This window comes from Kitasatospora sp. GAS204B (genome assembly GCF_029892155.1).
Classification (GTDB): domain Bacteria; phylum Actinomycetota; class Actinomycetes; order Streptomycetales; family Streptomycetaceae; genus Kitasatospora.
On the sequence record NZ_JARZAG010000006.1, the window covers coordinates 247629 to 273972 of the forward strand.

General features: G+C 72.2%; 16 protein-coding genes. 7 read left to right on the forward strand and 9 right to left on the reverse strand.

Annotated features, from left to right (window positions below; translation table 11 throughout):
• Positions 1-36 precede the first annotated feature (36 nt).
• Positions 37-1482 carry a xylulokinase gene (xylB, locus tag P3T41_RS10945; RefSeq protein WP_280689476.1) on the reverse strand — a complete coding sequence of 482 codons (1446 nt, stop codon included), beginning with the start codon at positions 1480-1482 and terminating at the stop codon, positions 37-39.
• A gap of 542 nt (positions 1483-2024) precedes the next feature.
• Between xylB and P3T41_RS10950 the strand changes: the two genes are divergently transcribed.
• A complete protein-coding gene (locus P3T41_RS10950; RefSeq protein WP_280689477.1) occupies positions 2025-3116 on the forward strand; it encodes a hypothetical protein in 1092 nt (363 codons plus the stop codon).
• A 99-nt stretch (positions 3117-3215) separates the two neighbouring features.
• Positions 3216-5036 (forward strand): Ig-like domain-containing protein, encoded by a 1821-nt coding sequence (locus P3T41_RS10955; protein ID WP_280689478.1) that lies wholly within the window; start codon positions 3216-3218, stop codon positions 5034-5036.
• 28 nt (positions 5037-5064) lie between these two features.
• On the opposite strand, the gene P3T41_RS10960 is transcribed toward P3T41_RS10955, so the two are convergent.
• Both P3T41_RS10960 and P3T41_RS10965 read right to left on the reverse strand, forming a co-directional pair.
• Positions 5065-7914, reverse strand: coding sequence for a glycoside hydrolase N-terminal domain-containing protein (locus tag P3T41_RS10960; RefSeq protein ID WP_280689479.1), 2850 nt, complete (start codon positions 7912-7914; stop codon positions 5065-5067).
• Between the two features lie 141 nt (positions 7915-8055).
• On the reverse strand, positions 8056-9330 hold the full coding sequence (locus tag P3T41_RS10965; RefSeq protein ID WP_280689480.1) for an ROK family transcriptional regulator: 1275 nt from the start codon (positions 9328-9330) through the stop codon (positions 8056-8058).
• Between the two features lie 171 nt (positions 9331-9501).
• Between P3T41_RS10965 and P3T41_RS10970 the strand changes: the two genes are divergently transcribed.
• From P3T41_RS10970 to P3T41_RS10990, 5 genes are all read left to right on the forward strand, one after another.
• The gene (locus tag P3T41_RS10970) at positions 9502-10821 is read left to right on the forward strand and encodes an extracellular solute-binding protein (RefSeq protein ID WP_280689481.1); all 1320 of its coding nucleotides are present in this window, start codon (positions 9502-9504) and stop codon (positions 10819-10821) included.
• Positions 10822-10901: 80 nt separating this feature from the next.
• A complete protein-coding gene (locus P3T41_RS10975) occupies positions 10902-11849 on the forward strand; it encodes a sugar ABC transporter permease (RefSeq protein ID WP_280689482.1) in 948 nt (315 codons plus the stop codon).
• On the forward strand, positions 11846-12694 hold the full coding sequence (locus P3T41_RS10980; protein ID WP_280689483.1) for a carbohydrate ABC transporter permease: 849 nt from the start codon (positions 11846-11848) through the stop codon (positions 12692-12694). The genes P3T41_RS10975 and P3T41_RS10980 overlap by 4 nt, the downstream gene beginning before the upstream one ends.
• 11 nt (positions 12695-12705) lie before the next feature.
• A complete protein-coding gene (locus P3T41_RS10985) occupies positions 12706-14715 on the forward strand; it encodes a hypothetical protein (protein ID WP_280689484.1) in 2010 nt (669 codons plus the stop codon).
• A gap of 67 nt (positions 14716-14782) precedes the next feature.
• Positions 14783-17254: an RICIN domain-containing protein gene (locus tag P3T41_RS10990; protein WP_280689485.1), complete on the forward strand. Its 2472-nt coding sequence runs from the start codon at positions 14783-14785 to the stop codon at positions 17252-17254.
• 45 nt (positions 17255-17299) lie between these two features.
• Here the strand turns inward: P3T41_RS10990 and P3T41_RS10995 are convergent, their stop codons facing one another.
• The 6 genes from P3T41_RS10995 to P3T41_RS11020 all read right to left on the reverse strand — a co-directional run bounded on the left by P3T41_RS10995 (position 17300) and on the right by P3T41_RS11020 (position 26220).
• The gene (locus tag P3T41_RS10995) at positions 17300-18289 is read right to left on the reverse strand and encodes a helix-turn-helix domain-containing protein (RefSeq protein WP_280689486.1); all 990 of its coding nucleotides are present in this window, start codon (positions 18287-18289) and stop codon (positions 17300-17302) included.
• Positions 18290-18481: 192 nt separating this feature from the next.
• Positions 18482-19507, reverse strand: coding sequence for an alpha/beta hydrolase (locus P3T41_RS11000; protein ID WP_280689487.1), 1026 nt, complete (start codon positions 19505-19507; stop codon positions 18482-18484).
• A gap of 132 nt (positions 19508-19639) precedes the next feature.
• The gene (locus P3T41_RS11005) at positions 19640-20638 is read right to left on the reverse strand and encodes a helix-turn-helix domain-containing protein (RefSeq protein WP_280689488.1); all 999 of its coding nucleotides are present in this window, start codon (positions 20636-20638) and stop codon (positions 19640-19642) included.
• Positions 20639-20867: 229 nt separating this feature from the next.
• Positions 20868-23588, reverse strand: a complete 2721-nt coding sequence (locus P3T41_RS11010) for a LuxR family transcriptional regulator (protein ID WP_280689489.1) — start codon at positions 23586-23588, stop codon at positions 20868-20870.
• A gap of 137 nt (positions 23589-23725) precedes the next feature.
• Complete coding sequence (locus P3T41_RS11015; RefSeq protein WP_280689490.1) at positions 23726-25975, reverse strand: TOMM precursor leader peptide-binding protein; 2250 nt, start codon at positions 25973-25975, stop codon at positions 23726-23728.
• A gap of 92 nt (positions 25976-26067) precedes the next feature.
• Positions 26068-26220: a hypothetical protein gene (locus tag P3T41_RS11020; protein WP_280689491.1), complete on the reverse strand. Its 153-nt coding sequence runs from the start codon at positions 26218-26220 to the stop codon at positions 26068-26070.
• Between the last annotated feature and the right edge of the window lie 124 nt (positions 26221-26344).

The following is a 26344-nucleotide window of genomic DNA, read 5'->3' on the forward strand; positions in this document are numbered from 1 at the left end:
CCTAGGTCCTGTCGGTCGAGGCAGCTGCGACCGCTGTCACCGCCCGTCCGTCCTGGCCGCCGTTCCTGGGGCTCCTTGCAGCGCCCCGGCCCGGCGCAGCGTATCCGTGATCCGATGCAGCGTGTCGTCGTCCCGGGCAACCGCCTCCAGCACCGGTCCCTCGGCGGTGCGCCAGCGGCGGGCGACGCTGTCGGCGGGCTCGCCGGTGAGCAGGGCGGCGGCCTGGGCGGCCGCGCCGAGGGCGACCAGATCGCCGGCGGCGGGGATCTGGACCGGTCGACCGGAGAGTCGCCGTACGGTCTGCTGCCAGGCGCGGCCGCGCGCGCCGCCGCCGATCAGCAGCAGGGGTCGGTCCGGGGCCGGGTCCTCGCCGCCGGCGCGCAGGACGTCGTCGAGGGCGGTGAGCAGGGCGTGGGCGGCGCCGTCGTAGGTGGCCTGGAGCAGCTGGCCGGCCGTGGTGTCGTGGCGCAGGCCGTGGATCAGGCCGGACGCGAACGGGAGGTCCGGCGTGCGCTCCCCGTCGAGATAGGGGAGCAGCACGGCAGCGCCGCCGGGCTCGACGGCCTCGCGGTCGCGTCCGAGGAGTTCGGCGAGGCGGTCGACGGCGAGGGTGCAGTTGAGCGTGCAGGCCAGTGGCAGCCAGTCGCCGAGCGCGTCGGCGAACCCGGCGACGGTCCCGCTCGGATCGGCGGGTCGGGTGCGGCCGACGGCGTAGACGGTGCCGGAGGTGCCGAGGCTGAGCACGGGCTGCCCGGGCGCCAGGCCCAGGCCGAGGGCGGCGGCCATGTTGTCGCCGGTTCCGGTCGCCACCAGCGCGCCGGCGCGCACTGGCAGTCCGGGGCGGACGGTGCCGGCCGCGCTGCCCGGGTCGAGCACCCGTGGCAGCAGTGCCGGGTCGAGGTCGAGGTGGTCGAGGATCTCCCGGTCGTATCCGCCCGGGCCCCACCAGCCGGTGCCGGAGGCGTCGCCGCGGTCGGTGGTGGCCTCGCCGGTCAGACGCTCCGTCAGGAAGTCGTGGGGGAGCCTGACGGCGGCCGTGCGAGCGGCGGCCTGTGGCTCGTTGGCGCGCAGCCAGGCCCACTTGGCGGCGGTGAAGGCGGCGGTCGGGACGCTGCCGGTGCGACGGGAGATCTCCAGTGTGCTATAGCAAGCAGCAAGTTCCGCCGCCTGGGGCGCAGAGCGCACGTCGTTCCAGAGCAGCGCGGGGCGGATCGGCCTCCCGGCGGCGTCCAGGGTGACCAGCCCGTGCTGCTGGCCGGCGACCGAGACCGCGGCCGCGCGGTCGGCCCAGCCGGTCCGCCCGACGGCCTCGCCGAACGCCTGCCACCACTGCTCCGGGTCGCTCTCGCGCCCGGCACCCGTGCTGACGGTGTGTCCGGCCCGCCCCTGGCCCAGCACGGCGCCGGTGTCGGCGTCCACGGCGAGCGCTTTGGTGGACTGCGTCGAGCTGTCCACACCGATCACGACGCGCTGCGAGGCCATCTGCCGCTCCTGCCGCTCCGACGGGCCGGGCCGAGGGGTTTCGTCCGGTGCTTCGGCACACTAATTGGTCTTTCGCCATGACGAACAGCCAACGGCAGTGAAACCGGAGCCGTCCCATGGCCCGTGCCCCTTCGACGTCGAGCCGGGCGGGCCCCTGCGCGAGCCGGTGTCCCCACGGCGGGTCGTGAGACGCAACGTCAACTCTTCGGTCCCGGGATCGAAGGCCTGTCAAGTGTCGCATCTACCAGGTCAGATCGACAGAATCGACCGCAGATGCCACCCCCGCGACCCTGTCACGGTCCGCATCCGTGACCCATGATGAGGGCGGCGAGGCGGCGGTCCAACATCCTGGTCCGTCACGCTGCCGGGAGCCGGCATCCGCGTCGACCAACAGACCCGTGACGGCTGCTCGGTACACGGCTGCTCGGTCCACGCCTGCTCGCTCCACGGCTGCTCGGTCCACGGAAGACGATCCCGGATGCCGCATCCAAGAGCGCCGCCAGGCCGCGTTCGTCGCCCCGGAATCAACAAGGGAGAATTCGATGGGAAAAAGATCTCTGCGGCGCTTCGGCGTAGGTTTCGGCGCAGGTAGGGCGCTGGTCATAGGTGCCGTACTGGCCGCCGTGGCGGTGCCAGGTGTCGCGCACGCCAACACCGTGAGCGTGACCGTGAAGACCCCCGGGGCCACCGCCGGCCCCAGCACCACCTTCTCCGAGATCTCGACCCACGCGGACTGCAGCAGCGGTCTCATCTCCGGCGGCGGCATCGACCAGGCCATCGGTACTGGTATGACGTCCAACGGCAACCACGTGAACGGCACCGAGCCCAGCTCCGACGGCTCCACCGAGTACACCGGCTCGACCGGTGTGGTGGGCACCGACAACACCCACTGGCTCGGCATCGGCGGCAGCGGGGGCGCGGTGAACAGCTCGTTCTCGTCCACCCCGTACGCGGTGTGCTTCAGCAGCAACCTGATCAACCACACCCAGACCGTCATGAACAAGGTCGCCGCGCCGAGCAACAGCGCGACGCTGGGCGTGACCACCGCGACCTGCCCCGCCAACACCGTCCTGCTGGGCGGCGGCGCCCGGACCACCCCGGCCTCGGTCGGCAGCCTCAAGCCGATCGCGAGCTTTCCCACCTTCGACAACTCGGCGCACGACTACGGCCAGAAGGCCGCGGCCGACGGTGAGACCGACCCCGACTCCTGGACGGCGGTCGGCTGGAACGGCGGCGGTGGCGGCACCACCAACACCACGTTCGCGTACGCGATCTGCAGTGGTAGTGGCATCAACGTCAGCGGCGTGACCGTGAAGGTCCACTACAGCGAGGCGAGCGGCCCGACCTCGGCGACCACGGGCCAGACCGTGACCGTGGGCTGCGGCACCGACGGCAGTCTGGTCAGCGGCGGCGCGGCCATCAGCGGCGGCAGCGTCACGACCACCGACTTCGCCGGACCGGGCTCGGGCGGCGACCACCTCAACGGCAGCTACCCCAGCGACAGCAGCGGCAATCCGGTCGGCGACGGGACCACGTCGGCCGCGTACTGGACCGGCTACACCCACACCGGCGGAGCCGGCTCCACCAACACCTACTCGGACGTCTGGGCGCTCTGCGCCAACGACGGCGTCTGAGCCATCGACTGAACCCCATCCGCAGGCGGGCCGATCCCGCCTGCGGGATCTCTCCCCACCCCGGTCGCACACAGGACCGGAGAGAAAGCGTCAACTCCCATGAGCAGCAACACCCCGAACTCCCGTCGGACGATCCTCGGATCCACGGTGATCTCGTTGGCCGGCGCCACGGGCCTCGTCGCCGTCGCGATCGTGCCCCTCACTGCGGCCGCCGCCACGGCGAGTGCGGCCGTGCCCTGCGGCACGGGTGGTGTCCTCACCACTGCCCCGCAGCCCACCTGCACCTACAACTCCGTTGGTACGGACACCTTCACCGTCCCGGACGGCGTGACAGCGGTCACCGTCGACCTGTCCGGTGCCGAGGGCGGCAGCGCGGCCGGCTACATCGTCCCCCACCCGGCGATCTCCGGAGCGCCCGGCGGCCTCGGCGGCGAGACCCGCGCCACCCTGCCCGTGACCCCGGGCCAGACCATCCAACTCACCCTGGGCGCGGCCGGCATCCCCGGATCGTCCCGCCACGGTGAGTTCGCCCGTCCCGGCGGCACCGGCCACGGGCGCGGCGGCGGCGGCGCGCACGGCGGCGGCGGTTCGGGCGGCGGCGGCTCGGACGTCCGGGTCGGCGCGTTCGGTGGCTCCGACCGCGTCCTGGTCGCGGGCGGTGGCGGCGGCGCCGGCAACGGCGGCCCCGAGCTCCAGGGCGGCGCCGGCGGCGGCGAGGTCGGCCTGGACGGCGGCCAGAGCAACGGTCCGCTGGGCTCGGGTCTCGCGGGCGGCGGCGGCAGCCGGATCGCGGCCGGTCACGGCAACCCCAACACCTTGAACGGCGGCCCCGGCACCCCCGGCATCGACCTCGACCCCATCACCGGTGAGCCCGACCCGGGCAGCGGCGGCACCGGCGGCAACGGCGGTGCGGGCGGCCCTGGCGGTGGCGGTGGTGGTGGCGGCTGGCACGGCGGTGGCGGCGGCTCCGGTGGCGGCAATCCGGGCTACTTCCCGGGCGCGGGCGGTGGCGGGGGCAGCAGCTACGCGGAGCCGGCGGCGACCGGTGTCTCCCTCCTCCAGGGTGTCAACCAGGGCAACGGTAAGGCCGTAGTGTCGTTCCAGTACGGAACTTCGGTCTCCCTCAGCTCGGATACCGCCACCCCGCTCTTCGGACACCCCGTCACCGTGACGGCGACCGTCGCCCCGGCCGCCCCGGCCGAGGGCACCCCGACGGGGTCGGTCACCTTCTCGGACGGGACGACGACGCTGGCGACCGTGCCGCTGAGCGGTGGCCGGGCGAGCTTCACCACCAGCAAGTTCCAGCCGGGGGACCACGGCATCACCGCCACCTACGGCGGGGACCCGAGCTTCACCGCGAGCAGCGCGGCGCAGCCCGCCGACGTGACCGTCGGTTTCAGCGAGCCGTGCATCACGGAGCACCACGGCAAGCTGACGGTGGCCTCCGGCCAGTCGCTGTGCATAGCCCCCGGCGGCGAGCAGGACGGGCCGGTCACGGTGCGGCCGGGCGGTGCCCTGGCCGTCTCCGGCACCCGGATCAACGGCCCGGTCTCCGTCGACGGCGCTGCCGCGCTCACCGTCTGCCGGTCGACCCTGTCCAGCCCGCTCGGCGTCAACGGGACCACCGGCTTCGTGCTGATCGGTTCCGACCAGGGCGACACGGCAGGCTGCGCGGGCAACACGGTCGAAGCCCCGGTGAGCCTCAACGGCAACACCGGGGGCATGGAGGTCTCCGGCAACACGCTGCAGGCGCCGGTGACCATCACGGGCAACAGCGGCAGCGGCCTGCTGCCCGACCAGACGGTCCCGGAGTTCGAGGGCAATGTCGTTGGTGGGCCGCTGAGCTGCGACGGCAACGCACCGACGCTGTGGCAGACGGGTAACACGGTGGACGGGCCGAAGTCCGGACAATGCCGATGAAAGCCCCGGCGCTGGAACTCCGCTTGCGTCACACCGGGATGCGACGCCACTGCTGGCCCGGACCGGAGTTGGCGCTCTGCTGCTCGATGGTCGCCAGGTCGGCCGTGGAGTCCTGCGTGACGCCGAGCACCTTGCCACTGCGCACGGAGGCGATGGTGATGTAGCCGTCGCCGGTGTCGGTGATCCGCCACTGCTGGTTGGTGCCGTGGGTGGGCGTCCATTCGATCAACGTGGCGCCGTCGGCGGTGGAACCGCCGTTGATGTCCCAGGCCAGGGCCGTGTGCGTGCAGTCGATCTCGTAGGTGTCGCCCCCGACACCTGTGAACCGGAAGTGCTGGTTGGCGGCGGTGCCGGGGGTGTACTGGATCAGGGTGGTGCCCGCGACGGTGGAGGCACCGGGTACGTCGATGGCCTTCCCGCTCAGCCGGTTGACCAGTTGGCAGACCGTGCTCTGGGCCGGCGGTGTCACGGTCACCGAGCCACCGGCGGGGATGGTGACCGCCTGGCTCCATGCCCCGAAGACGACGGTGGTGCTCGCTCCGGCGCTCCCGCGCAGCGTGGCGGTGGTGACCTGGCCGGACGCCCAACTCAGGTCCACGCTCAGGCCGCCGCGCACGCCGATGCCGGTGACGCTGCCGGACGCCGCCCAGGCCGACGGCAGCGCGGGCAGCAGCTCGACCCGTCCGGGCCGGGACTGCACCAGCATCTCCACCATCGCCGACGGCGCGCCGAAGTTGCCGTCGTTCTGGAAGACCGAGCGGTTGCCGAAGCTGTACATGTTGAACATGTTGATGCCGACGCCGTTGGCGAAGTTCACGGACGGCTGCATGACGGTGAGGACCAGCTGGTAGGCCTTGTCGGCGTTCTTCAACTGCGCCCAGCACAGCGCGCGCCAGGCGCAGCCCCAGCCGAAGCTGACCATGCCGCGCGCGGTCAGCAGGGCGGTGGCCGCCTCGATGAGCGCGGGCGGGGAGTCCTGGAGGTTGATCCGGTCGCCGGGGAAGAGTCCGATGAGCGGGGAGAGGTGGCGGTGCGTGGTCTCACCGAGGTTGTCGTTGCTCATCCACTCCTCCAGCCAGCCGCTGGTGGCGCTGATCTCGGGCAGGTACAGCTGCTCCTGGAGCCCTGCGATGGTGCTGGCGTAGCCGGCGTCCCGGCCCAGTGCGGCAGCGGCCTCCTGGTAGTTCCGGAAGAGCTGCCAGACGAGTTCCTGCGCGTAGGTGATGCCGATCGCGTCGGTCGGGCCCTGCTCGGGCGACCAGTCGTGGTCGTCGACGAGTACCTGGCGGGTGCCCCCGGTCACCGGGTCGGGCACGGTGGTGGTGATGAGCCTGGCCTCCCAGAACTCGCAGGCGCCTTTGAGCAGCGGGTAGATGCGCTCCAGGTGACCGGTGTCCTGGGTGTACTGGTAGTGCTGGTACAGCGAGTTGGAGATCCAGGCGCTGCCGGCCGGGTGCCACCACCAGCCGTTGCCGCCCCAGATGTTGGTGGAGATGGCCAGCGTCCAACCGGCCACCTTGCCGGAGGAGTTGCGGAACCCGTTGCGGGTGTCCTGGAAGAGGTCCCGGGTGGTGGCCTGCCAGCCCGGCAGTTGGGCGATGCAGTAGTCGGTGAGGGTGTCGAAGCACTCCGACAGGCCCGTGCGGTCGGGCAGCCAGTAGTTCATCTGGAGGTTGATGTCGGTGTGGTAGTCGCTCATCCAGTCCGGGTCGTTGCGGTCGATCCACAGGCCCTGGAGGTTGATCGGGAGACTGTCGCGCGAGCCGCAGATCATCAGATAGCGGCCGAAGTGCAGGAAGGACGCCTCGAGTTCGGGATCGGGTGCGGAGCCGGCGGCGGCGCGGGCGGTGAGCCGGGAGGCGGTGTCCATGGCCCGTTGGGCGGCGCTGGAGGCGCCCAGGTTCACCGTCATGGCCTGCTGGAGTCGCTGGTAGTCGGCAACGTGGGTGGCGAGCAGGGCCGTTCCGGCGACGGTGGCCGCGGCCGCGGCCCGGTGGCGGGCGACCGTGAGCGGCGCGATGGAGGTGTCCTTGTAGCCGATGGACGCGTCCGCCTTGTAGTTGGTGCCGCCCGAGACGACCAGCAGCACCTCGCGGCAGTCGGCGAAGCTCAGCTGCGCGCCGGCGGCGGACACCGTGCCGCCGGTGCCCACCGCCTGCACCACGGTCGCGTACCGCAGCGAGTTCGGCAGGGCGGCGTCGAACGAGACGCTCGCGGTCGCCGTGTCGGCCGAGACCGTCTCGCCCCTGGTGCCCGTCAGCGTCAGCGATCCGGTGTACGAGCCGCCGCCGCTCTGGGTGAGGCGGATGACGATGACATCGTCGGGCCGGCTGGAGTACACCTCGCGCCGGTACGTCACGCCGCCCAGCTGGTAGGAGGCGGTCACCAGGCCGTTGGAGAGGTCGAGTGCGCGGCGGTAGCCGTTGATCGCGGCGGTGGTGTGGGCCGGGATCTCCAGGTACGCCTGGGCCAGCAGCCCGAAGCTGCCGAAGTCCGTACTGTCGTATGCGAATTGGCCGTCCGAGCCGAGCGAGGCGTTCGCGTCGCCGGTCCACAAGGTGGCGTCCGACAGGTACAGCGCGTCGTGGGACGGGTCGCCGGTGACCATCGCGCCCAGCCGCCCGTTGCCGATCGGCAGGCCCTGTTCCATGATCACCGCCTCGGTCCCGGGCGCGGTGTACCAGAGCGTGACGGCCTGGGAGTCGGGAACCAGGGTCGGTGCACCGGGGCGCGTCACCGCCGCTGCTCCCGTGGTGAACTCCGGCAGGGAGCCGAGCGCGAACAGCGCGCCGAGGGACAGGGCCGTGCGCAGGACGGCGCGGCGCGGCACCCCGCCGGCCGCAACGGTCTCGGGGCGAGAGGAGGGGGATCCGGACATGGGTGGGTCCTTCCTGAGGATCGGGGGAGCGCGAACCCGGTGCGCGAATCTGATTGATCCTGCGCGAGTTTGCGCGATCCTGCTCGAAACCGGAATATATGGGCACCGTGATGGCGCGTCAACGAATCCGGCAGGACGGCCCTACGCGCCCGTCATCGCCGCCGTCGGATCCTGGTACACGGCGTCCAGCGCCAGCAGTGCGGCGCCGCGTACGGTGCCCGCGAGGCCGAGTCGGGAGAGGGCGATCTCGCAGCCGCCGGTGTCGGGTGCCATCACCAGGTCGCGGACCTGGGCGGTGACCGCGTCGATCAGGTGCTCGCCGAAGTAGGCGAAGTGGCCGCCCAGGATCAGCAGTCGGGGGTTGAGGATGTCGGCGAGCAGGGCCAGCCCGGGCGCGAGGTGGTCGGCGATCCGGTCGAGCGCGGCCAGGGTGCGCGGATCGCCGGCGTGTGCCCGTTCGTGCAACTCGGCCAGGCGCTGTCCGAGGTCGAGCATCGGGTCGCGGACAGGGTCGGTGGGGTCGGCGGCGTAGCGCAGCAGCGCGTCGCGTCCGACCGTGGTCTCCCAGCAGCCGATCCGCCCGCAGGCGCAGGGTTCGTCGGAGGGGACCAGCCGCAGGTGTCCGACCTCGCCCGCGTATCCGCCGGTGCCGCGCAGGAGTTGGCCGCCGGCGATGATGCCGACGCCGACGCCGGTCTGGCCGGTGACGTAGACCAGGTCGCGCACGTTGTCGGCGGAGGCCAGCACGTACTCGGCCAGCGCGCCGAGTTTGGCGTCGTTCTCCAGGTGCAGCTCCGGGGCGCCGGGGCCGAGCCGCTCGTGCAGGCCGGCCAGGGCCGGGACTTCCCGCCAGCCGATGTTGGAGGCGTACTTGACGACGCCCGCGTCCATGTCGACGGCGCCGGGTGTGGCCAGGGTGATGCCGACGACGTGGCCACCCGCGTCGCGCACGGCCGCCATGCCGTCGGCGATCAGCCGGGCCACCGCGTCCAGCGCGGCCTGCGGGCCGGCGGCGCGCACATCCAGCGGGGTGCGGCGCTCGAAGGTGACCTCGCCGCGCAGGTTGAGGGCGAGCAGGCTGATGTAGTCCACGTTGATTTCGGCGCCCAGGCCGTGGACGCTGCGACCGTCCACGTCGACCGCCTGGCCGGGCCGGCCCACGGCGTTGCGGTCGCGTTCGGCCTCGCCCTCCCGGACCAGGCCGCCGTCGAGCAGTTCGGCGATCAGGTGGGAGACGGTGGCCTTGGGCAGGCCGGTGTCCTCGGCGATCCGGGCCCGGGAGCGCGGGCCCTCGTCGCGCAGCAGCCGCAGCACCATGCTCAGGTTCGCCCGCCGGGACGCGGACCGGTCCCGCGCGACGGCCGGGCGTGCCATGGCCAACTCGCGTACGCCCGTGCCCCGCAGCGCCTGCTTCACCGGGTCTCCTCTCGCCTGTGCGGACCGTCTGTGCGGATCGTCTGTGCGGACCAGCCTATTGACTTGGCCAGGGTTAGTTCAAACAATAGCCGAACGAATTGACCATGCTCGGCTCTGCGCGAACATGATCGAAACTGTGCTGTTCCACCCATGAAACTCCAGGAGACGTACGTGAAGCCGAGATCCCACTCCCTGGCCGCCGCAACCGTGGTCCTCGCGGCTGCGATGCTGGCCGCCGGCTGCTCCTCCAGCGGCTCCGGTTCGAAGGGCGAGGCCGGCTCGTCCAGTGGCGTGGTGAAGCTGGACTTCTGGGGCTGGGCGCCGGGTTACGACCAGTCAGTGGCCCTGTTCAACCAGAGCCACCCGAACATCCAGGTCACCTTCGACAAGACCGCCTCCGGCTCCAAGGGCGGCTACACGAAGATGCTCACCGCCGCCAAGGCCGGCAACGCCCCCTGCCTGGCACAGGTCGGCTACGAGACGCTGCCCAGCTTCGCCGCCGCCGGCGCGCTCACCGACGTCGGCAAGTACGCCACCGACGCCAAGGGGCAGTTCGCCGACTGGACCTGGAAGCAGGTCACGATCGGCGGTCAGACCTACGGCATCCCGGTCGACACCGCACCGATGGCGCTGATGTACCGCAAGGACCTGTTCGCCAAGTACGGCATCACCACGCCGCCGGCCACCTGGGACGAGTACGCGGCCGACGCCGCGAAGGTGCACGCCGCCGACCCCACCGTCTACCTGGGCGACCTCGGCAACGACGCCTACAACTACGCAGGCCTGGCCTGGCAGGCCGGCGCGGGCTGGTTCGGCACCGCCGGCGACCAGTGGCAGGTGAGCATCAACAATGCCGCGAACCAGAAGGTGGCCGGCTTCTGGCAGGGCCTGCTGGACAAGAAGTTGCTGAAGACCGATCCGAGCTACGACCCCTCGCTCTACAGCGACATGGCGAGCGGCAAGGTGCTCTCCGACGTCAACGCGGTCTGGGACGCGCCGATCATCGCCAGCAGCGTCAAGGACGGCGCGGGCCAGTGGGCCGTCGCGCCGATGCCGGTCTGGGACGCCGCCAACCCGGTGTACGGCAACGACGGCGGCTCGGCCACCGCGGTGCTCAAGGGCTGCGGCCACGCCAAGGAGGCCACCGAGTTCGCCACCTGGATGAGCACCGACGCGGACAGCGTCAGCAACCTGATCAAGGTCACCGGGATCTACCCCGCCGCCACCTCGGGTCTGGCCAACCCGACGCTCGCCGCGCCGGACGCCTTCTACGGCGGCCAGACCATCTTCGACGTGTTCAAGGCCGAGACCGCCCACATCAACACCGACTGGCAGTGGGGCCCGACCATGACCCAGACCTCGACCGACCTCGGTGACGGTCTCGGCCAGGCCGGGACCGGCGGCACCACGCTGACCGCCATGCTCGCCACCGTGCAGAGCAAGACGGTGGCCGGGATGAAGCAGCAGGGACTGAGCGTGGCGGGCGGCTGACCTGCCGTCAACCGGCCCGCCGTCAACCGCCGCCGCACCGCGCCCACCCGCGCGTTCGAGCACCGAAAGGCAACCCACGCATGACCACCGCTCTCCGGGGGCGAGCAGCCGACAGGAGCAGGGCCGCCGGCCTCGCCCGCCCCGGTCGCCGCCGGCGCGGGCGTCCCGTCGCCCTCTTCCTCGCCCCGTTCCTGGTGCCGTTCGCGGCGTTCTACCTGGCCCCGATCGGCTACACGCTCTACCAGAGCCTGTTCCGGATGCACCGCTCCGGCCTCGGCCTGACCGCACCCACCCAGGTCTTCGCCGGGCTGTCCAACTACGCCACCGCGCTGGGCGACGCGGACTTCCGCGGCTCGCTGCTGCGGGTCCTGCTGATCGGGCTCGTGCAGGTGCCGCTGATGCTGCTGATCGCGCTCGGTCTGGCCCTGCTGCTGGACGCCAAGTCCACGCTCTTCAAGCGGTTCTTCCGGCTGGCCTTCTTCCTGCCGTACGCGCTGCCCGGTGTGGTCGGCGCCATCATGTGGTCGTACCTGGTCGCCCCTGGACTGAGCCCGATCAGCGCCGCCGCCCGGCACCTGGGCCTGCACCTCGACCTGACCTCGAACGCCATGCTGGCCCCCACCATCGGCAACATGCTGACCTGGGGCTGGACCGGCTACAACATGCTGATCATCTACTCCGCGCTGCAGGCGATCCCCGCCGAACTCAGCGAGGCGGCCACCATGGACGGCTGCTCGGCCTTCGGCATCGCCTGGCGGATCAAGGTACCGCTGGTGCGGCCGGCACTGGTGTTGACCACGGTGTTCTCGATCATCGGCACCGCCCAGCTCTACAACGAGCCGGCCATCCTGCACAACGTCGCCCCCAACCTGTCGAGCACCTACACCCCCATCTACGCCGCCTACGACGCCGTGAACGCCAACAACTTCAACGCCGCCGCCGCCGAATCGGTGATCCTCGCGCTGCTCGCCTTCGTGCTCTCCTTCGGCTTCCTCAAGCTGGTCCAGCGCAAGGGGGCGGCCCTGTGACTGTCCGTCAATCGCTCTCGCGCTGGCTGGTCCTCGGCGTGCTGCTGGTCACCTCGGTGTACTTCCTGGCGCCCGTCTGGTGGTTGCTGGTCTCCTCCACCAAGACCAACGCCGACCTGTTCAGCGGCAACGGCTTCTGGTTCGCCCGCTTCGCGCTCTTCGACAACGTCCACCAGGTCTTCGCCCAACAGGGCGGCATCTACTGGCAGTGGCTCGCCAACAGCGCGCTCTACGCCGTCGGCGGCGCCGCCGTCAGCACCCTGATCGCCGCGCTCGCCGGCTACACGCTGGCCAAGTACCGGTTCCGTGGTCGGGAGTTCACCTTCAACTCGGTCCTCGCCGCGGTGCTGGTCCCGCAGCCGCTGCTCGCCGTCCCGCTCTACCTGATGTTCTCCGGCGTCCACCTGGTCAACACCTACTGGGCGGTGCTGCTGCCCAGCATGGTCAGCCCGTTCGGCGTCTACCTGGCCCGGATCTACGCCGGCTCCTCGGTGCCCGACGAGCTCATCGAGGCCGGACGGATCGACGGCGCCGGCGAGTTCCGGATCTTCGCCACCATCGCGCTGCGGGTGATGTCGCCGGCCCTGGTGACCATCTTCCTCTTCCAGTTCGTCGCGATCTGGACCAACTACCTGTTGCCGGTGCTGATGCTGGCCAACGACCGGCTCCAGCCGGTCACCGTCGGCATCGTCGGGTGGCAGGCTCAGCGCGGCATCGGCCCCAGTGCCGTCCCCTTCAATATCGTGATCACCGCGGCCGCGATCTCCGCGATCCCGCTGGTGATCCTCTTCCTGTCCCTGCAACGCTTCTGGCGCGCCGGTCTGGTCGCCGGCAGCACCAAGTGAGGAGTCCCCGCGTGTCCGCGAGGTACCACCTGCGCTTCCAGCTCCACCCCGGACCGGAAGCCGCCCAGCAGGCCGTGGAGTTGGCGAAGTTCTGCGGGGAGGCCGGGGTCGACGAGGTGGTGTTGCTGCTCGGGGCCGAGGAGTTCCACACCGGCCACCCGGCCGGCCGGGCCGAGGACCTGGCCCTGGGGACCGCGGCCACCGCGACGACGATCCTGCGCGAGGCCGGCCTGTCGGTCAGCCTGAACCCCTGGGTCACCGCCGGCCACGCCGACCGCGGCCGCACCGACACCCTCGGGTTCGCCCCGATGGTCGACCCCGAGGGACGAGCGGCCACCGCCCAGGCCTCGTTCGCCTGCCCGCGCTGGCGCGCCTGGCTGGCCGCCCACTACGCCCGGTTCGCCGCCCTGGACCTGCGGGTGCTCTGGCTGGAGGACGACTTCCGCTACCACAACCACGCCCCGCTGCACTGGGGCGGCGGCTTCGAGACGTTGATGCTGGACCGGTTCGCGGCGCTGGCCGGCGAAGCGGTCACCCGCGAGCGACTGGTGGCCGCCGTCACCGCGCCCGGGGAACCGCACCCCTGGCGTTCCGTACTGCAACAAGTCTGGCGCACCGCACAGTTGGAGGCCGCCGAGCAGGTCGCGAAGGCGGTCCGCGAGCAGTCCGGCGGCCGCGTCCAGCTCGGCCTGATGAGCTCCGAACTCGGCGTCCACTCGGTGGAGGGCCGGGACTGGCCGGCCCTGTTCGAGGCGTTGAGCATCAACGGCAAGGTCGCCCACCGCCCGCACTTCGCCCGCTACAGCGACGCACCCGGACGCGAACTCAGCTTCTCGCTCTGGATGCTGGAAGCCCAGCGGTCGCTGCGACCGGCCCACGTGACCAGCGAGCCCGAGATCGAGAACTGGCCGCACACCAGCTGGTCCAAGTCCGACACCCAGACCTGGTCCGAGCTGGTCGCCGCCCAACTCGCCGGCTCCGACGCGATGTTCCTCAACGTCCATCCGATGCAGTCCGGCCGGGCCCAGCGCTTCCCACAGGTCGCCGACCTGCTGCGCCGCTCCCGCCCCGCACTCGACTGGGTCGCCCAGCGCCGGCCGCGCGCGCTGCGCAGCCACGGCGTCGGCGTGCCGATGCCGCAGCACGCGGCCGCCCGGGTACACGTCCGGGCCGGCGGCGAGCTCGGCGACCTCGGCGAGCTGGCCGCCGATGCCGCCCCCACCGCCGACCACCTGCTGCGCTACGGCGTCCCGATCACCGCGGGTGACGCTCCCGTGCAGGCGGTCTTCGGTCAACTGGCCTGGGCCTTCGGGGACGTCGAGGTCGAACGGATGCTCGCCGGCGGGCTGCTGCTGGACGGCTCGGCCGCCGAGGTGCTCACCCGGCGCGGCTTCGGCCACCTGCTCGGGATCGACCGCTGTGCACTCGTCGAGCGCGAGAGCGCCGACCGGGTGCGGCCGTACGCCCTGGAGCTGGTGCGATCGGACGACGTGTACCTGAGCGTCAACGTCCAGCCCGCGATGGCCCGCATGGAGCTCGCTCCCGGGACCGAGACCTGGACCACGATCCTGACTCCCGATCAGCAGCGGTGGGGCCCTGGCAGGTTCGTCTTCCGCAATGAACTCGGCGGCCGGGTCGCCGTGTTGGCCGCGACCGCGCCGGCTCAGCTGCCCTACGACGACGACGGCCAGCGCCTGTTGCACGCCATGGTCCGCTTCCTCGAGGGCGATCACCCCACCCTGCCGCTGGTCAGCGGCGGCCCCCACCTGCTCCCGCACCTGTCCCACTCCGAGCGCGGCTGGCTGCTCGCCGTGGCCAACGGCAGCGCCGACCCCGCCCGCCCGCGGATCGCCCTGCCGGCCACCCCCGCGGCCTCCGGCGCGACCCTGCTGGCCCCGCTCGCCCCACCGACCTCGGCCCGGTTCACCGTGCACCACCACGGGCTGAGCCAACTGCCGGTCGGTCTCAGTCTCGACCAGGACCTGCCGCACCGCGGCTGGCTGGTCGTGGACTGGCACTGACCCCACTCCGGCACTGACTCCACCGAATCCCCCAACGGTGTGCCCCCCGGCACAGCAAGGAGAATCCGTGTTCCCCCGCATCCGCGGCCCCGTGGTCGCGACCCTCACCAGCGCGGCCCTGTGCCTCGCCGGGCTGGCGGCCACCCCCTCGGCCGCCAGCCCGTCCGCCGGCGCCCCCAGCACGGGACATACCGTCACCACCGGTACCCCCGTGCCGTTCGGCAACATCTCCGACAGCCCCGCCGCGCCGTTCGTCGACAAGGACGGCACCTTCCACTACCAGGAGTCCGACGCCCTCTACGGCGCCACCGACAACCGCTCCTGGGGCTTCTTCACCGGCACCGACTTCGACTCCGCCACCTCGGACAGCGGCCTGGACAACGCGGTCAACCCCGCCAACGCCGACGACAAGAACAACGACACCACCTGGCGCTGCAACAACAGCCCCACCGGCCTGAGCGCGACCTACTCGGTGGGCAACACCAGCTACGCCCAGAAGAACTACTGCGACCTGGTCGGCACCTGGGTCGACCCCGACACCGGCGACTGGTACGGCCTGGTGCACAACGAGTTCACCCCGGCGCCGTTCAACGACGGCCTGCACTACGACGCCATCGACTACGCGGTCTCCACCGACCAGGGCCACACCTGGACCATCAAGGACCACGCCATCACCTCGCCGTACAGCACCCAGCGCGGCGACACCACCCAGTTCCCCGGCCAGACGTACTACTACGGCGACGGCGACCAGCGGCTCTTCGTCGACACCGCCTCCGGCTACTTCTACGTCTATTACGGCTCGCGGGTCATCGACAAGAGCGGCGGCTGGAAGGCCTTCTACGAGCACGTGGCGCGTGCGCCGATCGCCTCGAAGATGGCGCCCGACTCCTGGCAGAAGTGGTACGACGGCTCCTGGTCCCAGCCCGGTCAGGGTGGGAAGGAGAGCAACCTGGTGCCCGTCGACGCGACCAACTCCACCGGCTACACCCCGCCCGCCAACGAGTACGACCCGGCCAACACCGGGACCGCCGAACAGCAGATCGCGGCCGGCCAGATGCCCGCCACCTCACCGCTGTTCGTCATGGACGTCACCTACGACGCCTACCTGGGCCTGTACATCGGCGAGCCGCAGGGGGTCGACCAGAGCGGATCGGCACCGCAGCAGTTCTACGCCACCGCCGACCTCACCAGCCAGAAGTGGACGCTGCTCGGCGACACCGGCGGCTACCACACCGCCTCCTGGTACCGCTGGTTCCTGGACGGCGCCAACAAGACCGACAACACCGTCGTCGGCAAGACCTTCCGCTCCTACTGCGCCTGGTCCTGCGCCAACGGCGCCAACGGCGAGTACACCGACGTCACCATCGACTCCCCGTCCCCGGCCACGCCGGTGGACACGGGCAAGACCTACCGGATCGCCAACGCGAGCGGCCGGGTCCTCGCCCAGGCCACCGGCGGTTCCGGTGCCACCTCGCTGGCCGCGCCCACCGGATCGGCGCTGGAGGGCTGGAACTTCGTCGCGAACGGCGACGGCTCCTACCGGGTCGTCAACTCCGGTACCCACAAGCTGCTCGGCGTCGACTCCGCCCACACCGCAGGGCGCGCCTGGGGCGCCAAGCCGACGGTGGCGGCGGCTGGTTCGGGTGGCCCGTCGGTGGGCCAGCAGTGGTTCCTGGTGCCCAGCAGCTCGACGGCCGGCGGCTTCCGCCTGGTCAACCGGTACAGCGGCCTCGTGCTCGGACTCTCCTCGGACGGCAGCCGCCTCGCCGAGACCGCTCCCACCCGCAGCTGGACCGACACCACGGGCAGCGCGGTCGGCGGCGCCCGCACGGCCGCCGAGCAGACCCTGACGTTCACCCCGCTCGGCTCGGCGGCCGAGACCGTCACGGTGGCCGACCCGGGCAACCAGTCCAGCAAGGCCGGCACCGCGCTCTCGCTCCAGCTGACCGGCACCGACTCCGCCGGCAAGGCGCTCACCTTCAGCGCGAGCAAGCTCCCGGCGGGCCTGTCGATCAGCCCCGCCGGCCTGGTCTCCGGCACACCCACCACGGCCGGGACGACGCAGGTCACGGTCACTGCCTCCTCGGGCACCGCCTCCTCCTCGGTCACCTTCACCTGGTCGGTCACCGCCGCCCTGACCGGCACGCACACGCTGACCATCTCGGGCGAGGCGCTGGACGACCCCAACCACTCCGTCACCGCCGGCACCCAACTCATCACCTGGGCCGCCAACGGCGGCAGCAACCAGAACTGGGTCTTCACCCAGCAGGCCGACGGCTCCTACCAGATCAGCAACGGCCAGTCGAACCTCTGCATGGACGTCAGCGGCGGCTCCACCGCCGCGGGCGCCCAGGTGATCCAGTGGACCTGCACCGGTGGCAGCAACCAGCGCTGGACGGTGACCGCCGTGAGCGGCGGCTACACCGTCGTCTCCCGGAGCAGCGGTCTGCTGCTGACCACCGCCGCCACCTCCGACGGCTCGCTGGTCACCCAGCAGGCCGACAGCGGCTCGGCGCTCCAGCACTGGACCATCAACTGATCTGAGAAACGGTAGAGTTGAGCAGGCGACGCACCCTGCCGGGAGTCACTCCCGGCGGGGTGCGGGACCACCTGAGGTGCTGTCCGCCCGGGCGCTCGCCAGCCACTCGCGCGGTGTGATGCCGTAGGCGGCTCGGAAGGCGCGGCTGAAATGGCTGGCACTCACGAACCCCCAGCGGCCCGCGACGGCCGCCACGGTCGCCGTCCCCGCCGCCGGGCGGGCCAGCTCGCGCCGGCACATGTCCAGGCGCTGGCGCTGGATCCAGCGCGCCACCGTGGCGTCCTCGTGCTGGAAGAGCTTGTGGAGGTAACGCACGGACAGGTAGTGGGCGGCCGCGATCTGCTCCGGTGCCAGGTCGGGGTCGCCCAGGCGGCGCAGGATGTAGTCCTTGATCCGCGCCAGCGTGGCGAGGGCCGTCTCGGGCGCCTGCGGGATCGGCCGCCCACCGCGTTCGTGGGCGAGGACGGCCAGCAGGTCCAGCGCCGTGGTGGCGAGCCGGCCCGCGACGTGCGGGTCCAGCGAGCCCGCCGCTCGGGCCAGGCGCCCCAGATAGGCGGCCACCAGCGCGGCGGTGCCGCCGTTGGTCTCGAAGGCTGTCGCGGTGAGCTGCCGCAGTTCCTCGTCGGACACGCCGACAGCCGTTCGCGGCCAGTGGAAGGCCGTGAAGGCGAAGGGTTCCGGTAGCTCCTTGGCGAACGGGCGGCCGGCGTCGGAGACGGCGAAAGTCCCCGGCCGCAGCAGCACTTGGCGACCGTCCTGGGCGAGCCTGGCCGTACCGCGGTGCTGGAGGGCCAGCGTCACGCGGTCCCCGCCGCCCCGGGCGATCAGGCTGCTGCTGCGAACGACCCGCTGCGGACCGGCCTGGACCAGGGAGATCTGCACGGAGCCCAGGTGGTGACTGGTGATGCTCGCGGCGCAGGGCGTGCTTTCGAGCAGGGACACGTCCAGGGGAATGAAGGTGTGCGAGATCGCTTCGTGCCAGTACTCGGCGCGTTCGGAGACCGGTGTCGAGGCGGTGTCGAGCAGGACGGACAACGGGGGCTCCTACGAAGGCTGCTGGGGTTTCCGGACCAGGGCGCCCGTGACGTGGGTGCGGGGCGCGGGCACGGGTTCCGCGCCCGTGCGACTTCCCATCCCACCGGACCGGCGCGACCCCGACCAGGAAGAACAACAGGAGGTTTCGCCCGCGGGCGAAACCTCCTGTTGTTCCTGCGGTGGACCCGGATCTCAGCCGGGGTAGCGGTGCAGGGCGACGTGGACGGTGTCCACGGCCTGGATGAAGGCGGCGCGGGCGGTGCCGGTACGGCAGGCGCTGTCGAGCAGCAGGAAGCCGTGCACCACGCCCTGGTAGCGCGTGGCCACCACCGGGACCCCGGCCGCGCGGAGCCTGGCCGCGTAGGCCTCGCCCTCGTCCCGCAGCACGTCGGCCTCGGCGGTCACCACCAACGCCGGTGGCAGTCCGGCGAGTTGTTCCATGGTGGCGTGCAGGGGCGCGGCGGTGGCCTCCCGCCGGCGGGTCACGTCGGGCAGGTAGGCATCCCAGAACCGGCGCATGTCGTCGCGGTGCAGGACGTACCCGTCGGCGAACTCGCGGTAGGACGGGGTGTCGAAGTCGGCGTCGGTCACCGGGCACAGCAGCACCTGGTGCACCAGCCGGACGCCGCCGCGCTGCTGGGCCAGCACGGTCAGCGCCGCGACGAGGTTGGCTCCCGCCGAGTCGCCCACGGCGGCGATCCGTCGCCCGTCGAGCCCGATCTCGCCGCCGTGCGCGTGGATCCACTGGGCGACGGCGTAGCACTGCTCGACGGCGACCGGGTAGCGCGTCACCGGTGCCCGCGCGTAGTCGACGAACACCACCGCGGCGTCGGCCCCCACGGCGAACTCGCGCAGCAGGTGCCCGTAGGCGGCGGCGTCGCCCAGTGCCCAGCCGATCCCGTGCAGGAACAGCACCACCGGGGTCGGCTCGGCGGCGTCGACCGGTCTGACCACCTGGACCCGCACCGGCCCGGTCGGTCCGCCGGGGAGCTCGTACCATTCGGCGATGGTGTCCTGCGGGCCGTCCGGCCCGTCCTGCGCGGAGCTGTCCTGTGTGGACCCGTCCTGCGCCGAGTGCAGCGAGAGGTCCAGGAACTCCCCGGGAAACCCGCCCTCGTCGCCTTCGGTGGCAGGCCGGCGGGCGCGCGCATCCACGAAGGCCTGGAGCGCGCCCTCCAGCACCGGGCGCCGCGCGTGCGAAGGGGCGGTGTCGGACACTCTCTGTTCTCCTGGCATAGCGGCCGATGGGGCCGGAAGGCACGGGGGCGCTCGTCCTCCGTGGTGTATCGGGTGGACCGACCCGTCATGGGAAGGCTACGGGCTGCGCCTGCCGAGCACTTCGCATGCTAGTCACGGATCGGTCGGCGGTGGCGCTGATGATGCACCGTCACTTGCTCCACCGCGCACGGTTGCAGGCCCGGCAGGCAGCGCTCGGCCCGGCGTGCCGGCACCGCCTTCGGCGGTCCGCAGTGCGCGCCACTCGCGTGGGGAGACGCCGTAGGCGGCGCGGAAGGCCCGGCTGAAGTGCGCCGGGTTGACGAACCCCCACCGTTGGGCGACCGCCGACACCGTCGGCACGCTACGGCCGCGCCGGGCCAACTCCCGGGCGCAGGCCTCCAGTCGGCACTGCTGGATGAGCCGGCCCACCGTGACGTCCTCCCCTTCGAAGAGCCGGTGCAGGTAGCGCACCGAGATGTGGTGCTCGCGGGCGATGGCCTCCGGTGACAGCTCCGGATCGCCCAGGTGGCGTTCGATGTGCTCCCGCACCCGCTGGACCAGGTGGCCGTTCGAGGCGCGCGGGTCGGCGGCCGGCGGCCCGGTGAGCTGAGCGACGAGCGTGATGAGCAGATCGGCGACCCGGCCGGCCAGCCGGTCGCCGACGGAGGCGGGGTAGGAGTGCGCGGAGGCGGCGAGCGTGCCGAGGAACGGCAGCAGGACGGACCCGAACCCCTCGGCGGGGGTGACCGCCGTCCCCACCGCATGCCGGATGTCGGACTCCGGCACCCCCAGCAGCCTGCGCGGCACCTGGAGCACGTGGGAGCGGAAGCGCTCCGGGTAGTCGAAGGAGTACGGCCGTGCGGTGTCGTACAGCACCAGGTCGCCCGCCGCCACCTCCGCGCGCCGCCCGTCCTGCTCCAGCACGGCGCGACCGGACACCTGCAAGGCCACCCCCACCTGCGCCTCCGCCTGCGGGGACCGCGCGATCAGGCCGGCCGTGCGGGACACCCGCGTCGCGTCGGCCTCCATCGTGGACACCCGCACGTATCCCAGCCGGTGCGACGCCAGGCGGCCCTCGAACGGCCGGCCGGCCAATGGCACCACCTCCACCGGCACCAGCGTCCGCGACATCGCCTCTCCCAAGAACAGCGCCTTCCTCTCATCCGGGACGGAAGCGGTCGTCACCAGCAAGTTCACCTGACTGCCCCTTTCGGCCTACGTCCTGCGCAGTCAGCCTGGCCCGCGAGTCGGCAGGCGCTCTAGGTCATTTGACTGCCTGTCCGCGGAACGGGGCAGGTCGTGCGCCGTCGGAACAGGCGCAGTGCACGGACGGCACAGAACTGGCGGAAACCTCCAAGTCTCAGGAGCTGTCGAGGGCGTGGGCGAGCGCGGCCCGCGAGGTGATGCCGAGCTTGGGAAAGGTCTTGTAGAGGTGCGCCGCGACGGTGCGGGACGACAGGCACAGCGCCTGGCCGATCTCCTTGTTGCTCAGACCGGTCGCGGCGAGCCGGGCGATCCGCAGCTCCTGGCCGGTCAGCTCCGCGGCCGGGGTGCCCGGCGCCGGCGCCACCAGGTCGCCGGCGGCCCGGAGTTCCTCCTCGCAGCGCCGCGCCCAGGGATCGGCCTGGAGTCTGTCGAAGGCGTGGTGTGCCGCACGCAGGACGTCCCGGGCCTCGGGGCGCTGGCGGCGGCGGAGCCAGCAGCCGTGGGCGAGGCGCAGGCGGGCGAGTTCGAAGACCCACTGCTCGGCTCCCGGCACGGCGTACGCAGCGCGGTAGGCGGTGTCGGCCTCGGCGTCGCCCGCGGCCAAGGCGGCGGCTGCGGCCAGCAGGAAGGCGTGGTGGCCGGAGATCTCCGCAGACCGCTCGGCCCGCGCGGCGGCGACGTGCGCACGTGCCTCGCGGTGTCGACCCGTGTGCACGGCGGCGTCCACCAGGTCGAAGACCAGGGTGTGGAACCACGGCCGGCCGCAGGGGAGTCGTCCGGGTGGAGCGATCTCGGCGAAGTGCGCGTACGCCTGCTCGTGGCGTCCGTGGGCCAGGGCGGCCAGGCCCCGCAGATGGGTCAGCCGGTCCAGCACGAACCGCAGGCCGGCGCGCGCGGCGGCCGGCCTGATGAGCTGTTCGATCTCCTGGAAACCCGCCTCGTCGCCCCGGCCGGCCAGGAAGTGGGCGTAGTAGTGACGGAACATCAGCGCGTTGCAGTGGTAGCCGAGTTCCTCCGCCGACTCGGCCTCGCGCAGGCAGACGGGTGCCAGCTCCCAGCGCCCGCGCAGGAAGTCCTGGTAGCACTTGGCCTTCGCTACCGAGCCCTGGGTGGCGTAGCCGTGCAGCCCGGTGAAGCGTCGCCACAGGTCGCCGTCGGCGCTGTCGACCGCCGAGGCGGTCCAGAGCAGGAGCCAGGCCGCCCCCGCCTCCTGCTCCTCGTTCATCCGGTCGACCACCGCGCGTAGTTCCTCGGCCAGGCCCCGGGCCGGCTCGGTCCAGGCCCGGTGGCAGAGCGTGCCCGGTTCGGAGGCGTTCTCCCGGTGCCGGCCCAGCGCCTGCCAGGCTCTGGGGTCGTCGGTGTAGGTGGCGGCGAGCAGCAGTTTGAAGTAGACCTGCTCGGCCAGTCCGCCGAAGGACTCCGCGCCGGGTGCCGTCAGGGCGTCGAGGGCGGCGGGCAGCAGAGCGGCGGAGGACTCGAAGTCGATCCGGTGGCTCTGGTCGACGTACACCACCGCGTACGCGAACAGCGGGGCGATGTCCGGCGGCACCGGGGCGCGCTTCAACTCCTCCACCAGGGCGACGGTGTGGCGCAGTTGACCGCCGCGGGCCGCCATCACGGCCGCCCAGGTGAGCCTGCGGGCCCGCTCGGCGGGGTCGGCGCTGAGGGCGGCGGCCCGGTCGAGCAGGAGCGCCGCTTCCGCGTCGCCACCGCGCCGGGCGAGCCGGCTGCCGGCCTCCTGCAGCCGGCGGGCGAGGGCGTCGTCCGGGAGCAGGGCCGCCGATGCCTCGTGGACCAGGCGCCGGGGGTCCTCCGGTGCGAGGAACCCGGCGAGGACGCGGTGGGCCTCGCGCCGCGCGGACTCCGATGCCGTCGCGATCACGGCTGTACGGACCAGCGGGTGCCGGAAGACCAGCCGCCCTGCCCGGTCGAGCCGGGCGAGGCCGCCGGCCTCGATCCGCTCCAGGGCCTCCTCCGCGTCACCGCCCGCCGTCTCGTGCAGCCACGCCCCGCTGCCACCGGCCGTGCCCGTGGCGAGCGCCGCCAGCAGGAGCACCCGGGTGGCCGCAGGAGTCAGCGACGCCAGCCGCTCGGTGAAGACCCGCTCCAACCGGCGCCCCAGGGGCAGCCGGTCGGGCAGCGGGACGACGCCCCGCTGCTGCTCGCCGGGCAACTGCCGTGGCAACTCCACGAGCGCCAGCGGATTGCCGGCCGCCTCCTCCAGGAGCCGGTCGGCCGTCGTGGCGGCCAGCTTCGGGTAGCGCCGCAGCAGCAGCGCGGCCGCCTCCGGGCGGGACAGCGCGCCTACCGCGACGGGCTCCGCCGGCCACGCCTCCGCCGCCGCGCCGTCCGGGCGGCTGGCGCCGACGATCACCAGCGGCAGCTCCGCACAGCGCCGCCGGAGGAAGGCGAACACGGTCGCGCTCGACGAGTCGATCCAGTGCAGGTCGTCGAGCACGAGCAGCAGCGGGCTGCTGCGCGCCGCCTCGTCGAGCAGCGCGAGCGCGGCCGCCCCGACGGCGAAGCCGCTGGGCGGGGTGTCCGTGCGGCCGCCGAAAGCGCTCTCCAGCGCGTCCCGCTGATGGTGCGTCAGGGCGCGGGAGCGCTGTAGCAGCGGCCAAGTGGCCTGGTGCAGCGCGCCGAAGGCGAACTCGGTCTCCGCTTCGGCGCCGACCACCCGCAGCACGGCGAAGCCGAGCTCGCGCGCCCGGTGCCCGGCCCACTCCAGCAGCGCGCTCTTGCCGATACCGGCCTCGCCGCGCAACAGGACGGCCGAGCCGCCCCCGCCGCCTGCGGCCCGCTCCAGAGCGGCCGCCAGCAGGTCCGTCTCCTGCTGCCGTCCGACCAGAGCCGGGCCGTGCGTGTCACACCGCATCCTCGTCTCCCGGGTAAGTCAACCTCCCGTCAGCGGGAACCCTGAAGGTTATCGCCCCGCACAGCCCGTTGCCGCCAAGCCGACTGCCGATGCCGACGGACCGGCCGGTGGGCAAGGTGCGCTCCGCTCGGTGCGGTTCAGAGGAACATGCCGATCGGGTTGAGGTCCTCCTCGGCGGTGGGGGCCGCGAGCCAGCCCAGTCGCACGGGGACGTCGTACAGGCGCCCGGGGGCATAGCGCGGCCAGAAGTGCCGCAGTCCCGGCACCATGACCTTGACGACCGGCAGGCCGATGTCCGGACGGGTCTGGTCGGCCACCAGGACTTCCAGGTCACGCTCCTCCAGGGCGTGCCGCAGCGTCTCGACCTCGGCGAGCGGGTCGGTGCGCTCCCGGCTGGGCGGGCTCGCAGCAGTCGGGCCGGGACCATCCGGCAGCGGCCGCAGATACGGGTGGTCCGCCACCGTGGCGGTGCGCCACCAGTGCTGGGCGAAGTCGCCCTGCGGCGTCGGTGACCCGGCGCGGGATACCGCGCGCGCCGCGACCGGTAGGAGCTGATCGGCCTCGCTCATGGCCTTGGCGACGGCACCACCCAGCTCCAGGTCCGCTCCGAAGCCCAGCAGGATGCCCTCGGCGGGCGAGTCGGTCTGCCGGGAGACGGCCGCCGCGACCGGGATCCCGAGGTCGGAGGTGAGGTCCAGCACCCATGACTCGCGGCCGAGTGCGGCGTGGCTCTCCTGCCAGCCGGCGAGGTGCGCGAGCGCGCGGGTGTCGCGCGAGTTCGGGGCGACGGCGGGACGCCGGACGCGGTTGTACCACCACAGCGCGACAGCGTCACGTTCGATCAGTTCGAGGAGCCCGTGCAGGACGGCTTCCGCCAGGGTGCCGCCGGCAGCGCTGCCGTTGGAGTCCGCGTTGGTGAACGCCCGTCCCGGTACCTGCGGGTAGCGATGGTAGAGCGTGGCGGTGGGCACGTGAACGTGCCGCTGCCTGGTCAGCGACCAGACCGGTGTCCAGTCGTGCGTGGCACTTTCGTCGAACGGCTCGGGTACCTGGTGGAAGGCGATGCGACGGGCGTTCCGGTCCGCCCGGTCCGCGTACTGCCGTTCGCTGTAGAGCTGGAGGGCGTCAGGGTGGACCGCTTCCCCCGCGAGGGCCCGGTAGGACGCGCGGACGCGGTGCTCGTCGCCCTGCCAGACCGCGGAGAACCGCTCGATGGCCTCGCCCAGCGCGCCTGCCTTCGCCTGGACCGCGGTTGCGCCCTTGCCCGCGCTCTGGCCGCGCAGCGGTCTGCCGTGTCTGCGGGCTCCCGGCCCGTACAGCGCGAAGTTGTGGCCGGCCGTGCAGACGTGCAGCAGGTCGGTGCCGGTCTGCTGCGGCGTCAGATCGGTGACGATGCCGGTCACCGGGCTGACGAGATCCCCGTACGCCGTGAGCATTGCCTCGGGGGACAGGAAGCGGCGGCCGTCGCCGGAGGCGCCGTGCGCGGGCTGGTGCGTCAAGGTCAGCGGGCGCAGCGCCCGGGCTCGTAGCAGCCCCGGGTCGCCGCACGCCGGGCACTGCGGCCGGCGGACCAGCCGGTGGCGCCGCGAGCTCAGGGACAGCGTGTCGAAGGTCAGCACCCGCCGATCCGGGTCCCGCACACCGGCGATCCACTGGGCTGCGCGCAGGGCGACAAGCCGTGCGGTGAGCTGGGTCACCAGCTCCCCTCCCACCGGGACCTCGGCTGCAACGTGACCGCCGCCCGTGGTGCTCTCGATGAACGCGGCCTCCAGGTGGCGCCCCGCGAGACTGAACGCGGCACAGTGCCAGCAGGCCGTCCGGCCCGGTTCCAGCACGGGGCTCAGGAAAGCGGTACCGCCCGTCAACTTCACCACGCACCAAGGCCGCCGCGACACCAGAGCCTGGTCGTCGGCGGCCAGCAGGTCAGGATGGAGGAGGTGATCGGCGACCGCGATCTCCAGCTCGGCGTCCTGCCGAGTGACCTTGAGTCCGGCCGCTCGCACGGCCTCGATCAGGGGGGAGGCGTCCGCGCCGCCCACGGCCGTGACGCTGACAGCACCGCGGGCCAGCCGGTGCTCCGCGTGTGCGGCCTGCGTGCCCGCGAGTTCCCAGTAGCCTGCGGCCTGCCGATCCTCGCCAGGCTCGGACTCCACCAGGAAGCCGGCGCCGACCAGTCTGTCGAGCTGGCGGCGTACGCTGTCGGCCGCGAAGGAGGCGGACGCCTGCTCGACGATCTCGTCCCGGGTCCAGCGGCCGTCGAGCAGCGGAGCCAGCAACTGGATCATGGCACCGTGCAGCACGACGGTGCGGCCCGCGAGCAGGAGGAAGACGCCGTCACCCGGCACCGGGTGAACACCGATATGCCTCTTGAACCTGAGGTATTTCATCCCAGTCACCTTCTCCCAGCGGCCGAACAATCCGAAGAAAAGGGCCGCACGGGACAGCGCCGAAACGTCCCGTGCGGCCCGCGAGGCCATGCTCAGGCCTCGGTGGCCCAGCCCTGCGAGCAGAAGGCGGGGACGGCCCAGCCCTGCGAGCAGAATCCGGCCTCGGCCTGGCCCAGCTCCTCGACGACGATGCCGTTCTCCGCGATCTCCAGCGTGATGTCCATCAGGGATCTCCCGATCTCCATGTGACGACGGTGACGGTCACCGTCTCCTGACGACCATACATATCGATTGTCTGGCTTGGCAGTTGGAGCTACTGGTTCCGATCATCAGTGCACCGATGAGCATCCCCGGTGCACTCTCGGAATA

What these genes read in the sequence shown, in the direction of transcription:
- xylB (WP_280689476.1), bottom strand. Translation starts at nt 1,482, where the DNA reads ATGGCCTCGCAGCGCGTCGTGATCGGTGTGGACAGCTCGACGCAGTCC.
- P3T41_RS11005 (WP_280689488.1), bottom strand. Translation starts at nt 20,638, where the DNA reads ATGTCGCGGACGCTGGTGCCGGTGGAGGTGGTGCCATTGGCCGGCCGG.
- P3T41_RS11015 (WP_280689490.1), bottom strand. Translation starts at nt 25,975, where the DNA reads ATGAAATACCTCAGGTTCAAGAGGCATATCGGTGTTCACCCGGTGCCG.
- P3T41_RS11020 (WP_280689491.1), bottom strand. Translation starts at nt 26,220, where the DNA reads ATGGAGATCGGGAGATCCCTGATGGACATCACGCTGGAGATCGCGGAG.
- P3T41_RS10960 (WP_280689479.1), bottom strand. Translation starts at nt 7,914, where the DNA reads ATGTCCGGATCCCCCTCCTCTCGCCCCGAGACCGTTGCGGCCGGCGGG.
- P3T41_RS11010 (WP_280689489.1), bottom strand. Translation starts at nt 23,588, where the DNA reads ATGCGGTGTGACACGCACGGCCCGGCTCTGGTCGGACGGCAGCAGGAG.
- P3T41_RS10950 (WP_280689477.1), top strand. Translation starts at nt 2,025, where the DNA reads ATGGGAAAAAGATCTCTGCGGCGCTTCGGCGTAGGTTTCGGCGCAGGT.
- P3T41_RS10975 (WP_280689482.1), top strand. Translation starts at nt 10,902, where the DNA reads ATGACCACCGCTCTCCGGGGGCGAGCAGCCGACAGGAGCAGGGCCGCC.
- P3T41_RS10955 (WP_280689478.1), top strand. Translation starts at nt 3,216, where the DNA reads ATGAGCAGCAACACCCCGAACTCCCGTCGGACGATCCTCGGATCCACG.